This is a genomic window from Actinoplanes sp. NPDC048796, from assembly GCF_040650035.1.
Classification (GTDB): Bacteria; Actinomycetota; Actinomycetes; order Mycobacteriales; family Micromonosporaceae; genus Actinoplanes.
The window spans coordinates 253239-266297 of record NZ_JBEZGO010000005.1 but is presented as its reverse complement, the minus strand read 5'-3'; the positions used below and the strand labels follow the sequence as shown (position 1 = coordinate 266297).

The window sequence follows — 13059 nt, the reverse complement described above, 5'->3', positions numbered from 1 at the left end:
CTGTGAACCCCTTTCGCATTTCTGATCACTTTCGCACCTACCCGGGTGATCGTCGATCAACCTGAAAACGTCTGACCGACACTGGGCTCAAGGGCCCGCCCCGGCGGCCGATGTCCCCGACGTGACGAGGGCCTGGAAGGTCTACCTGGCGGTGTCGGCGGTGGTCGCGGCCGTCTACTACCTCGTGCCGGTCGAAGCCGTGCAGACCGTCCTGGTCAGCGCGCTGGGGCTGTCCTCGGCGGTGGCGATCCTGGTCGGCGTCCGCGTCCACCGGCCGGCCGTGCGCTGGCCCTGGTATCTCATGGCGGCCGCCCGGGCCCTGTTCGCGCTGGGCGAGCTCGTCTACTGGATCCAGGTCTTCGTCACCGGTGGCGAGGTGCTCCCGGGGCCGGCCGACGCGTTCTATCTGGGCTTCGCGGCGCTGCTGGCGATCGCGGTGGTCGGCCTGGTGCGCTCCCGCCGGCCCGGCAAGGACCGGCCGGGGCTGCTCGACGCGCTGGTCCTCTCGACCGGCGCGGCCATGCTGGCCTGGGTCTTCCTGATCGTTCCGTACGTCCGGGACGACACGCTCAGCCTGACCGAGCGGGCGGTGTCGCTGGCCTACCCGGCCGGCGACCTGCTGGTGCTGGCCGTGCTGGCCCGCCTGGTCACCGGGCGTGGCGACCGGCCGCCGGCGTTCTTCCTGTTCGTCGGGAGCATCCTGGCGCTGTTGGTGGCCGACACCTCGTACACCGTGCTCGGCCTGACGGGCGCCTACCAGCCGGGCGGCCTCGTCGACCTGGGCTGGCTGGCCATGCAGGCGCTGGGCGGGGCGGCGGCCCTGCACCCGTCGGCGGCCGCGCTGTCCCGCCCGAGCCCGCCGGCCGGTCAGGAGGCGGCCCCGCGCCTGCGGGTGATCGGGCTGGCGGTGGCGAGCCTGACCGCGCCCGCGGTGCTGGCCATCCAGTGGCTGACCGACCGCACGATCGACGTGCCGGTGATCGTGGTCGGCAGCGTGGTCCTGTTCCTGCTGGTCATCGCCCGGCTGGACGGCCTGGTGCGGCTGCTGTCGGGCGCGCTGCGCCAGGTCGAGGAGCAGGCCACGACCGACCAGCTCACCGGGCTGGCCAACCGGCGCCGCTTCCACGACCGCTGGGGGGCGGCGCTGCACGACTCGGTCGGGCCGACCGCGCTGCTCTACATCGACCTGGACGGCTTCAAGCCGGTGAACGACACGTTCGGCCACGAGGCGGGCGACGCGGTGCTGGTGGCGGTGGCCGAACGCGTCAACGGCGTCATCCGGGCCGGCGACGTGGTGGCCCGACTCGGCGGCGACGAGTTCGCGGTGATCCTGCCCTGGACCGACGACGCCACGGCCGACAAGGTGGCGGCCCGCATCCTGGCCGCGCTGGCCGAGCCGTTCGACACCCCGGCCCGCCCGGTCTACATCGGCGCCAGCATCGGCGTGATCACCGCCGCCACCGGCGCCGACCCGGACGGCGAACTCCGCCGAGCCGACTCGGCCATGTACGCCGCCAAAGCCGGCGGCCGCAACCGCGTCCACCGCGCCGCATGAGGCCCGGGAGCCGGAGCTCCCGGGCCGATGACATCACCAGATGCGGGTACGGGCGGTGCCGGAGGCCAGCGCCGACACCGGGCCGGCCGCGGCCGCCGAACCGGACGGGCGCCGGGCGCCGGTCAGGTCGACGTCGATGACGGCCGGGGTGCCGTCCGGCTCCTCGAAGTCGGCGTCGGCGAAGCGGACGCGCTCGAAGTCGCCACCGCCGACCGTCACGAACGCCGCCTGGTCGAAGCCGGCCGGCAGGTCGGTCTCGAGGTAGACCTCGTCGCCGTCGGTGACCACGCGGACGGTCGCGTCGCCGATGACGTGCGGGTCGGTCTCGCCCGCGAACGGCCGCGCGCCGCTCGCGTACACGTTGCCCTTCGCGTACACGGCCTGAAGCACGTCGAGGTACCGCTGGTGGTCGCCCGGCGGCTGCTCCTCGATCCGCTGAAGGTACTCGGCGAACGACGCCGGATGCTCGTCGTAACCGGCCAGGCCGTACGACGGGGCCGCCTCACCGTCCCCGCCGTGCCCGTACGCCTTCTCGAGGTCACCGCCGAGGAAGATGTTGCCGACGTAGCGGTCGTCGCCGCCGCGGATGTACGCGTATCCGGCCACCTGGGTGCTGTGCGGGACGTGGTACGGCGTGGCCCGGTCCATGACCGCCTCGAGGCGCAGGGTGCCGGCGAACAGGTTGCCGACGAACGCGCCGCCCTGGCTGAACGACTCGTACGACGCCTTGGAGGCCAGCACGTTGTGGTCGACCAGGAAGGGACCGTGGCTGACCTCGATGAACAGGTCCCGGTTGTTGTCGTAGAACACGTTGCGGCTGACCCGGGTGCCCTGGGTCTGCCAGTCGAGCCAGATGCCGAGCGACGTGTCGTGGATGCGGTTGTGCCGGATCTGCACGTCGATCGCGGCGTGCAGCTTGATGCCGCCGATCTCGTAGCCGTAGTACTCGCGCTTGAGCGCGATGTTGTAGATGTGGTTGTCCTCGATGGTCGAGAAGACGCAGCCGAGGTGGCCGACGATGCCGTTCTGCCCGCAGTCGAAGATGGTGTTGCGGCGCACCACGTGCGAGCCGATGTGCTCCTTGTCCCAGCCGATCTGCCGGGCCGAGAACACGGACTCGAGCTGGTACTGGTACCCGGGCTTGTCGCGGCGCTCGGTGGCGTAGTTGTGGCCGGTGGAGGCCTCCTTGCCGAGCGAGACGGCCGAGGTCTTGGCGTCGTGGATGACGTTGTCCTCGATGATCCAGCCCTTGGCCCAGTTCGGGCCGATCAGGCCGGGCTGGTCGGCGGTCGGCGGGGTCCACGGGGTGGCGGCCTGGGCCAGCTCGAAGCCGCGCACGGTGATGTAGTTCAGGTGCGGCACGTCGGGATAGAAGACCGACCGCCGTACGTTGATCTCGGCCACCTCGGCGTTGGGGTCGGCGCCCTGGAAGTTCGCCCAGATCGTGGTGATCTCAGCATCGACGCTCGCGAACCAGACGAGCTGGGTCTGCTCGACGTTGCGGACGGTGTCGTCGACGGCGGTCCAGTTGTCGAGCACGGTGGTGCGCGCCGGCGGGTTGTCGAGATCGGCGCGGGAGGCGGCCTCGTAGAACGAAAGACCGTTGAGGTAGACGTCGCCCAGGTGCTTGTGGGGCGCGCCGGCCGGGTAGACGATCCAGTCGCCCGCCACTTCCTCGGCGTACGGATTGAACTCTCCGAAGAGTGAGTTGGGCACCTCGGCCTTCCAGACCGGGCCGCCGTCGTTGACCCAGTTCGTGATCCGCTCGGAGCCCTTGATCACCACGTGCTCGCCCTCGGCGGCCGTGTAGGTGATGCGCCGGGCGTCGCTGAGGCCGCCGCGGCGGGGCTTGACCCACTCGCGGTACTCGCCGGCGTGCACGATCACGGTGTCGCCGGGACGGGCGAGCTCGGCGGCCCGGTTGATGGTCCGGAGAGGCTGCTTCTCGGAGCCCTCGGCGTCATCGGATCCGGTCGTCGCCACATGGAGGAGCGTCATGTCAGGCCTTTCATGAAGGAGGACCGGCCCAACGTAACTTTTCGAAATATTCTCAGTCAATACTCGAAAGTTTCGAGGTCGACTTCCGAACGATGAGTTCGGTCGCCAACTCGATCCGCGGCGACTCCAGCCGCTCGCCGGCGGCCAGGCGCAGCAGCCGCCGCATGGCGACCCGGCCCATCTGGGAGAACGGCTGCCGTACGGTCGTCAGCGGCGGCGCCGACCACTGCGTCACCGGCATGTCGTCGAAGCCGATCACGCTGACGTCGGAGGGGATGCGCAAGCCGAGCGTGCGGGCCGCCTCCATGGCGCCCAGGGCCAGGGTGTCGTTGCACGCGAAGATCGCGGTGGGGCGGTTCGCCGAGCTCAGCAGTGCTGTGCCGGCCGCGAAGCCCGCGTCGAAGGTGAACGGGCCGGCCTGAACCAGACCCGGGTCGTGCTCGACGCCGGCCTGCGAGAGCGCGGCCCGGTAGCCGTGCAGCCGGGCGATGCTGACGCCGCGCTCGGGCGGCCCCTCGATGAAGGCGATGCGCCGGTGACCGAGCCCGGTGAGGTGGGCCGTGGCCTCCATGCCGCCCTGGAAGTTCGTGGCGCCGACGCTCGGAACTTCCGCCGACGGCACGTCGTGCGGGTCGATGGTGACGATCGGGACGCCGCGCCGGGTGAAATGCTGCCACTGCTCGGCGGTGATGCTCGAGGTGACCAGCACGATGCCCGCGCGGTGGGCGCTGTGCGGGCGCGCCGGCGCCAGCCCCACCACCACGTCGACGTTCTCCTCGGCGGCGGCGTCGATGGCGCCCTTGAGGATCTTGAGGTTGTTGGGCGTCTCCATGCCGTCGAAGACCAGGTCGACGCTACGGACACCGGCCGGCGCCGCCTGCTGCCGGCGCACGTAGCCGTGCCGTTTCAGCAGGGCCGCGACGCGGGCCCGGGTCTCGGGCGCCACATCGGTCCGCTCGTTGACCACCTTGGAGACGGTGGACAGCGAGACGCGCGCCTCCCGGGCCACCGCCGCCAGGGTGGCCCGTTGCTGGTCTGTGCTCATTCGAAAACTATCGCAACGTTGCGAAGCCGCCGTCAACGCCGGGCGTCGGCGACCGCCCGTCCTCTCTCGGACTCCTCGAAGCGGGCCAGCATGGCCCTGACCTCGCCGGCGTCGGTGTTCGCCCCGAAGAGCTCGGTTCCGGGTTCCATCCGTACGCCCTCGGCCAGCAGCCCGGCCACGACCGGGTCGAAGCCGAGCGTGTCGATGAACCCGGCCACCTCGGCCACGGCCGACGGGTTGTCGCCGGCGAGCGCGATCGCCTTCCGGCCGGGCGAACCCGCCGTACGGGACTCGCCCTCGACGTCGTGGTAGCCCATGTGGTTGAAGGCTTTCACGACGCGCGAGCCGGCCAGGAACGCCTGCACGATCTCGCTCGAGGAGGTGCGCGGGTCGGTGAGGTCCTCGCGGAGGCCGTCCACCTCCCACCAGTAGTTCATGGCGTCGATCACGGTCTTGCCGCGCAGCGCCTCCACCGGCAGCGTCTCGTACTTGCCGAGCGGCAGAGCCAGGATGACGATGTCGGCCTTTTTCGCCGCCTCGACGGCGCTGACGGCCTTCGCGCCCGGCGTGATGATCTGAACGATCAGCGAGATCTTCGCGGGGTCGCCCGAGCCGGCCACCAGCACGTCGTACCCGTGCGCCACGGCCAGCCGGGCCAGCACCGTACCGAGCTTGCCGGCCCCGAGGATGCCTACTGTCGTCATCACTTCTCCGAAATCATGTCGCGGACCATGGGCACGACCTTCGAGCCGTACAGCTCGACGGCGCGCGAACGGTCCTCCACCGGCTGCGCCCCGACCGTGTAGATCAGGTCGAAGCGGCCGACGTCGAGGGCCGTCACCGCGCGGGCGATCTTGCGGGCAACCGTATCCGGCGATCCCACGTACAGCGAACCGCCCTCGACCTCGGCGTCGAACTCCGCGCGGCGCAGGGGCGGCCAGCCGCGCAGGGCGCCGATCCGGTCCCGCTGCTCCTTGTAGTACGGGTAGAACTTCTCCTTGGCCAGCTCGTCGGTGTCGGCGATGAAGCCGGGGGAGTGCATGCCGACCGGATGGGCCACGGTCCCGAGCTGCTCGGCCGCGCGCCGGTAGAGGTCGACGTACGGGGCGAAGCGCTCCGGCTGCCCGCCGATGATGGCCAGCATGAGCGGAAGACCGTGCCTGGCCGTACGGACGACCGACTGCGGCGACCCGCCGACACCGACCCAGGTGCTCAGCCGGCCCGACTCGGTCTTGGGGAAGACGTCGGCGTCGGCCAGCGGCGCCCGCGTCGTGCCGCTCCAGGTCACCGGCTTCTCGTCGAGGAGCTTCACGAACAGGTCGAGCTTCTCCTCGAAGAGCACGTCGTAGTCGCTCAGGTCGTAGCCGAACAGCGGGAACGACTCGGTGAAGGAGCCGCGGCCCAGGATGACCTCGGCCCGGCCGTTGGAGAGCGCGTCGACGGTGGCGAAGCGCTGGAACACGCGTACCGGGTCGTCCGAGCTGAGCACGGTCACGCCGGAGCCGAGCTTGATCCGCTCGGTCCGGCCGGCGATGCCGGCAAGCACCGTCTCCGGGGTGGAGATGGAGTATTCGGGCCGGTGGTGCTCGCCGAGCGCGATGGCGTCCACGCCCAGTTCGTCGGCCATCACGGCCTCGTCGGCGACCTGCCGGATCGCCGCCGCGTGGGTGAGCCCGGCGGGTACGTCGCCGAAGTTGTCCAGACCGAAGATCATGACCGCTCCCAGGAATAATTGACGTGTCAATCGCTTATGCTGGACACGTCAACTACAGGAGGTCCAGGTTTATGCCCGGCACCCGCAGGCTCCCCACCCGGGACCAACTCGCCGCGTGGCGCGACTTCATCGAGACCACCGAGGCGCTCCGCTCGCGTGTGGGTGGAAGGCTGCACGACGAGACGGGACTCTCGCCGGGCGACTATGCGGTCATGCTGGCCCTCAGTGAAATGTCGGAGATGCGCTCCTCGGACCTCGCCGCCCACATCGGCTGGGAACGCAGCCGCCTCTCCCACCACCTGGGCCGGATGGAGCGCCGCGGGCTGATCCAGCGGGAGGACTGCGCCACCGACAACCGAGGCGCTTTCGTGCGGCCGACCGCCGCCGGCACCGAAGCCTTCGACGCCGCCACCGTCCCCCACCTGAAGGCTGTCCGCGAGCTCTTCGTCGACGCCCTGACCCCCGCGCAGATCGCCGCGGCCGCCGAGATCGCCGCCGCGCTGCGCGCCCACCTCGACCAGGCTCGACCCTGACGCGGCGTGAACCCCCGGCACTCCCGCATCGGCCAGCCGCCGGGCGGACCCGGGCCACGTCACCCGCGGCCAGGGAGTGTTTGGGAAGTCATCGGAGCCATTCGCCGATAGCGGCTGTGCGGACGGTGGCGAGGTAGCGAACGGCGAGCTTGTCGTAGCGAGTGGCGACGGCTCGGTGCCGCTGGAGTCGACTGATGCCACGCACCGAACTGCGGACTGTCACCGGCCTGCCCGGCAGTGACCAGCATCGACAGCGGACGCTGGCCTTGCGCGCAGGCCATTTCTGAAAGTCCCAAGGTCCATATCGCTCGGGCATGTCACGCCACGGCGATCCGGTATGCACCCGCCACCGGATCGCGTTGATCACCGTGCGCCGGTCCCTCGGCGGACGTCCCATCCGCAGCTCGGGCAGCACAGCCTCGAGCTGAGCCCATCGATCGTTCGTCAGGTCACCACGCGCCACGCATGCTCAACGAACAATCAACATTCCGAACACTCCCTAAGTCAGCCGTAACGTCCAGCGGTAGGCCTGCACGAGGCGGGTGTCGAAACCGGAGGCCGAGCCCCACAGGAAGATGCGGAAGCGGCGGTAGAGCTCGTCGCCCCAGCGGGCCACGATCTCCTCGCGTCGGGCGTCCAGGCGCTGGGCCCAGGCCCGGCACGTCAGGAAGTAGTTGTGCCGGTCGTCCTCGACCGTGAGCAGCTCGAAGGGCGAATGCGCGACGTGCCGGAGGTACGAGTGCAGCAGCAGCGGGGCGGAACGGCCCGGGTAGACGTACTGCTTGAAGAAGGTCGAAGCAGTGTGTTTGCGCCGCATCGCCAGAGCGTCGAGATAGACCCTGCCCTCGGGGCGCAACAGGCGGGCGTACGTCTGAAGGGTCGCTCGGTAGTCCGGAAGGTGTTCCGTGACGCCCATGTTGACGATGGCGTCGAAGGGGCGGTCGTTCTGGTAGCGCAGGATGTGCTCGCGGACCACGGTGACCGGCAACTGCTCGCGGTCGAACAGGTCCTTGAGGAAGCGTTCCGACTCGGCCGCCAGGGTGACGGTCGTGACGTCGATGCCGCGCCGGGCCGCGTGCTCCGAGAACGCGCCCCAGCCGCCGCCCACCTCCAGCACCCGGTCGCCCGGCTTGACCTGGATGGCGTCGAGCGCGAGGTCCAGCTTGCGGGTCACCGCCTCCTCGAGCGGTTCGTCGTCGGCGGCGAAGACACCCTGCGTGTAGCAGCGGTGCCGGGTGTCGAGGAAGGTCAGGAAGAACTCGGAGTCCTCGTCGTAGTGCTGGGCGATGGCCCGGTTGTCGTGCTCCGTCTTGCCGTGCCACAGCGACGGCATCCAGCGCCCGAGGAAGGCGACCGGGTGGATGTCGGAGAAGAACTCGCGCATGCTCAGCGCGGCGGCCAGATCACCGTCGACGTCGAGATGACCTCGCAGGTACGCCAGCGCGACTTGGAGCTGGTCGAGGGAGGTCAGCGCGTCGCGGCCCTTGTCGTCGCGCACGATGACCGTGTAGCGCGGGGGCGCGTCGCCGCCGGCGCCGAACCTGTGGGTGGTGCCGTCGCGGTCCACGACCTCGAACGGTACGGGGGTGCGCTCGCGGAAGAACTCGTCGTAACGCCGGCCGATGACGTCGGCTATGCCTCGCCGCCTCATGCCGCGATCATTACACGATTTCCGTCTCAATTGAACGGTGGCCGATTGACGCCGTAGTGCGCGTGGATCTGCGAGGACCGCAGCTCGGTGCGCGCGACCACCATGGTCACCGTGGCCAGCACCATCCCGGCTCCCAGCAATCCCCAGAAGAGCTGACCGGCCGGCATCAGCAGAGCGAACAGCCCGCACCAGCCGACGGCGAGCGCGCCCGTACCGGCGGTCAGCCGCAACTCGTGCAACATGTCGTGCAGCGTGCGATGGGCGTCGACCTCGGTCCCGAAGTGCGACGGCGGCGACCATTTCTTGGTGATCCACAAACCGATGAAGGTGCCGAACCAGAACGCGCCGAGCCACAAATTCCAGGCGTGCACATTGCCGAGAAAGAACGCGCCCGGGATCTCCATCCCGGCGATCCCGAACGGCAACAGGCAGTCGAGGAAGGAGGGGGCCCAGCGCAGCAGAATGCTGATAGTCAAGTAAAAATAGAAAACCGTGACCAGAACGAGGAGCATGGTGACGGCCTGTACGGCGACGAGCAGTCCCGGCCGGTCGAAGGCGTTCTCGGCGAGCAGTCCCAGCGCCACGCCCTGGATGATGCTGATGATCGTGATGAAGGCGGTCGGCGACACCTCGAGCGACCGCCGGATCAGCACCTCCCGGGTAAGCGCCTGAATGGCCTCACCGCGCTCGGGAAGATCGCCCGGATAAACCGGCGCGGCATGCGACGGCCGGGCCGCCACGGGTATGAAGTCACGCGGATTCACCGGCCGGCTGTCATAGTCCATCGGGGCCGCCCGGCGTCGTCGCCCCACACGCGATTCCGTTGCCACGCCAAACATCATGCACGCCGGGTCAATAGGCGCACTTGACTAGCCAGGACGCCTTTTCTGATCACCCCGAAATGCAATTCCGCAGGTCATCCCGGATACGCGATTTCCGTGCAATCACGCACCGTCGCACCGCCTTCACGGAGACGGAAGGGCTAGGCCCGCGTGTCTAGTACTCGCCGCACAAACGCACAAATCACCGTGCCCATCTCGTCGGCTCCTCGTCGCCTCGGCGGACGGCGCCGACGGTCTCCAGGTGGTGCAGGTGGGCCAGCGTCTCGCCCAGGGCCATGCGGCGCATCAGGCCGCGCAGGCTGTCCCAGCCCCGCGACCAGGTGAGCGCGGCCGCGATCTCCCAGGCGGTGGCCGCGCCCTGGTCGTCGAGGGCGCGCAGGATCTCCCGGTTGCGGTCGCCATGGTGGCTGATCATCGCGGTGGCCCGGGCGTCGATGCCGCGGAACCGGTATTCGTGCGCCGGCAGGGCCTCCTCGGCGGCGAACTTCCCGGTCTGTTCGAGCGATTCCAGGTACGGGGTCAGGGGGTCGCCCTCGTTCGCCGGGTGCACCGCGACCGTCGGGCTGATCCGGGGGAGCAGGTGGTCGCCGGTGAGCAGGACGCCGGCGGCCGCGTCGTGCAGGCACAGGTGGCCCGGCGTGTGCCCGGGCGTCCACACCGCCCGCACCGAACGACGGGTCAGCGGCAGCAGGTCGCCGTCCTCGATCACCCGGTCCGGCTCGGCCATCGACAGCAGTCCCCGCATGCGCTCCGGGCTGACGACCAGCCCGGAGACGTCGGCGGCCGGGACGCCGTGGCGCCGCAGCCACGCCCGGTCCTGCTCGGGCCGTCGGCCGCTCCACAGCCGGCTCGGCAAAGTGGCCGCCTCGGCCGGGTGCATGCCGATCCAGGCCCCCTGATCACGCAGCCAGCCGCTGAGCCCGTGATGATCGGGGTGGACGTGGGTGACCACGACGCCGGCGACGTCACCGACCGCGGCGCCCGCCGCCGACAGTCCCGAGGCCAGCGCGGCGCGGCCCGCGGGGGAGTCCCAGCCGGGGTCGACCAGCAGGACGCCGTCGTCCTCGCCGGTGAAGGCGTAGCTGATCGTGTAGCGCAGCGGGTTGTCCGGGATCGGCACGGGGATCGACCACAGGCCGGGGCGCACCTGCTCGACCGGCGGAAGGACGCGCTGCTGCCACGCCCGGTGCTGGGCGGTTCCGGTGACGATCACGCGCCGGCCCCGGCGGTGACCGAGTGCATCAGGAAGTCGACCAGCCGGCGGGCGTGCGCCGCCGTGTCGTCCGCGAGCTCCGCGCGCCGGTCCGGTGGGGTGGTCAGCGCGTGCATCATGGCCCCGCCCGTCAGCGTCTCGAGCAGCAGCGTGACCGAGGCCGCGGCCGGCAGTTCGCCGCGGGCGATGCCGCGCCGCACGATGGCCCGGGCGGCCAGGATCTGGGCCTGCCGCAGGGCCTCGTACTGCTCGGCGACGCCGGGGATGGAACCGGCCTCGACCGACAGGCGCAGCGCGGCCCGGCTCGACGGCCCGGCGTACAGGCCGAGCATCTGAGTGGCCAGCTCGACCAGGTCACCGTGCAGGGTGCCGGTGTCGACGTCGCTGATCCGGGGCAGGCCCTCGCCGAGGGCGTCCGTCAGCAGCGCCTGCTTGCTGCTCCACCGCAGGTAGAGCGAGGCCTTGCCGACTCCGGCGCGGCGGGCGACGGTCTCCATGGCGAAGCCGGCCCAGCCGGTGTCGCCGAAGACGTCGAGCGCGGCCCGGGCGATCCGGCGGTCGACCTCCGGGTCGCGGGGGCGGCCCGGCGAAGGTGAAGTGGCCACGTCTCTCCAGGTCCATTGCTGAACGGTTTCCGTCAGGATAACCTTGCCCGCAAGTGTGAACGGGAGTTGCCATGAGTGCGATCCTGGTCGGCGTCGACGGCTCGACGTCGTCCCTGCGTGCCGCCGCCTACGCGGCCGGCCTGGCCCGCCGGCAGCGCTGCCGGCTCATCGCGGTGTACGTGCGCAAGGACCCGCCGACGATGATCCCGCTCGGCGACGACAGCGGCGCCGCCGCGGCCACCGCGTTCGAGGCGCAGGACGAGATCGAGCGCGAGTTGCGTTCCCATTTGCCCGGCCTGGGTGTCGAGGCGAGCTTCATGGTCCGTACGGGCGAGCCGTACGCCGAACTGATCGCCGCCGCCAAGGAGGCCAGGGCCGACGCCGTCATCGTGGGCAAATCGGCTAAGGTGCTGCATCGCATCGCCGGGTCGCTCGCGGTCAAGCTCGTCCGCTGCGGGCATTGGCCGGTCACCGTCGTCCCCTGACTCGACACGGCATGCATAATGTCATTATGGAAACCACCAGCCGCGGATCCCAGTTACTGCCGGTGCTCGGTCAGCTGGTTCGCTTCCTGCGCCAGATCGAGGGCCCGGACAATCCCAGCCCCGTGGCGCTCTCGGTCCTGCGGCGGCTGGGCCGCGAGGGCCCCATCCGCCTGACCGACCTGGCCCGCCAGGAGCGGGCCTCCCAGCCCGGCATGACCCAGCTGGTCGGCCGCATGGAACGGTCGGGCCTGCTCAAGCGCCTCCCCGACCCGACCGACGGTCGCGGCGTCCTGGTCGAGACCACCACCGCCGGCCGCGCCCTCGTCGAACGCACCCACGCCCACTACGCCGCCACGATCGACAAGCTCTTCGACGACTTGGACAAGCCCGACCGCGACGCCATCGTCCAGGCACTGCCCGCCCTGACCCGCCTGGCCGAGTCGACCCACCGCTTCTGACCGCGATCGACCACGAACTCCAGGCCGGAGTCGACGGCGGAGCCGGTCGCGGCTCAGCGGAGCGACCGGCTCTGGCCGTCGGGCTGCTCATCGGATGCTCATTCGGTCGCGGCAACCTCGAACTCGAATGAGCCGCCGCTGGTGGTGGCCTGTCTCGAGGAGGACGTATGGACCTGCGGCTTGCCGGTAAGACTGCTTTTGTCAGTGGATCCAGTCAAGGCATCGGCTACGCCACCGCCAAGGCCCTGGCGGGGGAGGGCGTCGACGTGATTCTCAACGGGCGCGATCCGGGGAAGCTGGACAAGGCCGTCGAAACTCTGCGCGCCGAAGTGCCGGGGGTGGCCGTCAGCGGGGTCGCCGCCGACTTCGCGGTGGCCGCGGATGTCGAGCGGCTGTGCGACCGGCTTCCGCGCGTCGACATTCTGGTCAACAATGTCGGGCTTTTCGAGCTCAAGCCCTTCGCGCTCATCTCCGACGACGACTGGCGGCTGTACCACGAGGTGAATGTGCTCAGCGGGGTTCGGCTGGCCCGGCGGCTCCTGCCCGCCATGATCGAGCGGGGGTGGGGACGGGTCTTGTTCGTCAGCAGCGAGTCGGGGGTCGACGTGCCGGCTGACATGATTCACTACGGCGCTTCCAAGACGGCCGTGCTTGCTGTCGGTAACGGGCTCGCGAAGCTCACCAAGGGCACCGCCGTGACCGTCAACTCGGTGCTCGGCGGGCCCACCTACTCCGACGGCGTCGCCGCCACCGTTCAGGGGCTGGCCGGCAGTCAGGGGATTCCCGAGGAGCAGATGAAAGCGGCGATCATCGGCGCCAACCCGACGTCGCTGCTGGGGCGTTTCATCGAGCCGGCCGAGATCGCGGACGCGGTGACCTTCCTGGCCAGTCCGGTCGCGTCCGCGATCAACGGGTCATCCATGCGTGTCGACGGTGGCGTGCTCACCACCGTCCTGTGAA

Annotated in this window: 13 protein-coding genes and 1 pseudogene; 5 read left to right on the top strand and 9 right to left on the bottom strand. The window is 70.2% G+C overall.

The annotated features are described in order from the left end of the window. Window positions 1-121 precede the first annotated feature (121 nt). The gene (locus AB0C26_RS22900) at window positions 122-1555 is read left to right on the top strand and encodes a GGDEF domain-containing protein (RefSeq protein WP_360250780.1); all 1434 of its coding nucleotides are present in this window, start codon (window positions 122-124) and stop codon (window positions 1553-1555) included. A gap of 33 nt (window positions 1556-1588) precedes the next feature. Here AB0C26_RS22900 and AB0C26_RS22895 read toward each other — a convergent pair whose 3' ends face one another. The 4 genes from AB0C26_RS22895 to AB0C26_RS22880 are packed head-to-tail and all read right to left on the bottom strand — an operon-like array spanning window position 1589 to window position 6312. Further along, complete coding sequence (locus tag AB0C26_RS22895; protein WP_360250777.1) at window positions 1589-3553, bottom strand: right-handed parallel beta-helix repeat-containing protein; 1965 nt, start codon at window positions 3551-3553, stop codon at window positions 1589-1591. Window positions 3554-3605: 52 nt separating this feature from the next. Then, window positions 3606-4598 (bottom strand): substrate-binding domain-containing protein, encoded by a 993-nt coding sequence (locus tag AB0C26_RS22890; protein ID WP_360250774.1) that lies wholly within the window; start codon window positions 4596-4598, stop codon window positions 3606-3608. 32 nt (window positions 4599-4630) lie between these two features. Next, a complete protein-coding gene (locus tag AB0C26_RS22885) occupies window positions 4631-5302 on the bottom strand; it encodes an NAD(P)-binding domain-containing protein (RefSeq protein ID WP_360250771.1) in 672 nt (223 codons plus the stop codon). Continuing rightward, entirely contained in the window at window positions 5302-6312 is a 1011-nt protein-coding gene (locus AB0C26_RS22880) for an LLM class flavin-dependent oxidoreductase (RefSeq protein WP_360250768.1), read from the bottom strand. Before AB0C26_RS22880 ends, AB0C26_RS22885 begins: the two co-directional genes overlap by 1 nt. Before the next feature lie 71 nt (window positions 6313-6383). Here AB0C26_RS22880 and AB0C26_RS22875 point away from each other — a divergent pair, with 71 nt between their 5' ends. Next, complete coding sequence (locus AB0C26_RS22875; RefSeq protein ID WP_360250765.1) at window positions 6384-6845, top strand: MarR family transcriptional regulator; 462 nt, start codon at window positions 6384-6386, stop codon at window positions 6843-6845. 292 nt (window positions 6846-7137) lie between these two features. On the opposite strand, the pseudogene AB0C26_RS22870 reads toward AB0C26_RS22875, so the two are convergent. The 5 genes and pseudogenes from AB0C26_RS22870 to AB0C26_RS22850 all read right to left on the bottom strand — a co-directional run. Further along, a pseudogene (locus tag AB0C26_RS22870) lies at window positions 7138-7308 on the bottom strand (transposase); the annotation flags it as partial. A gap of 36 nt (window positions 7309-7344) precedes the next feature. Next, window positions 7345-8496: a class I SAM-dependent methyltransferase gene (locus AB0C26_RS22865; RefSeq protein WP_360250762.1), complete on the bottom strand. Its 1152-nt coding sequence runs from the start codon at window positions 8494-8496 to the stop codon at window positions 7345-7347. A 26-nt stretch (window positions 8497-8522) separates the two neighbouring features. Continuing rightward, entirely contained in the window at window positions 8523-9338 is an 816-nt protein-coding gene (locus AB0C26_RS22860; protein WP_360250759.1) for a hypothetical protein, read from the bottom strand. A 181-nt stretch (window positions 9339-9519) separates the two neighbouring features. Further along, window positions 9520-10551 (bottom strand): MBL fold metallo-hydrolase, encoded by a 1032-nt coding sequence (locus AB0C26_RS22855; RefSeq protein ID WP_360250756.1) that lies wholly within the window; start codon window positions 10549-10551, stop codon window positions 9520-9522. Continuing rightward, complete coding sequence (locus tag AB0C26_RS22850; protein ID WP_360250753.1) at window positions 10548-11156, bottom strand: TetR/AcrR family transcriptional regulator; 609 nt, start codon at window positions 11154-11156, stop codon at window positions 10548-10550. Before AB0C26_RS22850 ends, AB0C26_RS22855 begins: the two co-directional genes overlap by 4 nt. Before the next feature lie 71 nt (window positions 11157-11227). On the opposite strand from AB0C26_RS22850, the gene AB0C26_RS22845 reads away from it, so the two are divergent. From AB0C26_RS22845 to AB0C26_RS22835, 3 genes are all read left to right on the top strand, one after another. Beyond that, on the top strand, window positions 11228-11641 hold the full coding sequence (locus AB0C26_RS22845; RefSeq protein ID WP_360250750.1) for a universal stress protein: 414 nt from the start codon (window positions 11228-11230) through the stop codon (window positions 11639-11641). A 26-nt stretch (window positions 11642-11667) separates the two neighbouring features. Then, window positions 11668-12099, top strand: coding sequence for a MarR family transcriptional regulator (locus AB0C26_RS22840; protein WP_360250747.1), 432 nt, complete (start codon window positions 11668-11670; stop codon window positions 12097-12099). Between the two features lie 167 nt (window positions 12100-12266). After that, window positions 12267-13058 (top strand): SDR family oxidoreductase, encoded by a 792-nt coding sequence (locus AB0C26_RS22835; RefSeq protein WP_360250744.1) that lies wholly within the window; start codon window positions 12267-12269, stop codon window positions 13056-13058. Window position 13059: the final 1 nt, after the last annotated feature.

Excerpts from the sequence above, each read along its gene's own strand:
- AB0C26_RS22835 (WP_360250744.1), top strand. The coding sequence starts at position 12,267 with ATGGACCTGCGGCTTGCCGGTAAGACTGCTTTTGTCAGTGGATCCAGT.
- AB0C26_RS22890 (WP_360250774.1), bottom strand. The coding sequence starts at position 4,598 with ATGAGCACAGACCAGCAACGGGCCACCCTGGCGGCGGTGGCCCGGGAG.
- AB0C26_RS22895 (WP_360250777.1), bottom strand. The coding sequence starts at position 3,553 with ATGACGCTCCTCCATGTGGCGACGACCGGATCCGATGACGCCGAGGGC.
- AB0C26_RS22875 (WP_360250765.1), top strand. The coding sequence starts at position 6,384 with ATGCCCGGCACCCGCAGGCTCCCCACCCGGGACCAACTCGCCGCGTGG.
- AB0C26_RS22880 (WP_360250768.1), bottom strand. The coding sequence starts at position 6,312 with ATGATCTTCGGTCTGGACAACTTCGGCGACGTACCCGCCGGGCTCACC.
- AB0C26_RS22845 (WP_360250750.1), top strand. The coding sequence starts at position 11,228 with ATGAGTGCGATCCTGGTCGGCGTCGACGGCTCGACGTCGTCCCTGCGT.
- AB0C26_RS22865 (WP_360250762.1), bottom strand. The coding sequence starts at position 8,496 with ATGAGGCGGCGAGGCATAGCCGACGTCATCGGCCGGCGTTACGACGAG.
- AB0C26_RS22885 (WP_360250771.1), bottom strand. The coding sequence starts at position 5,302 with ATGACGACAGTAGGCATCCTCGGGGCCGGCAAGCTCGGTACGGTGCTG.
- AB0C26_RS22840 (WP_360250747.1), top strand. The coding sequence starts at position 11,668 with ATGGAAACCACCAGCCGCGGATCCCAGTTACTGCCGGTGCTCGGTCAG.
- AB0C26_RS22860 (WP_360250759.1), bottom strand. The coding sequence starts at position 9,338 with ATGATGTTTGGCGTGGCAACGGAATCGCGTGTGGGGCGACGACGCCGG.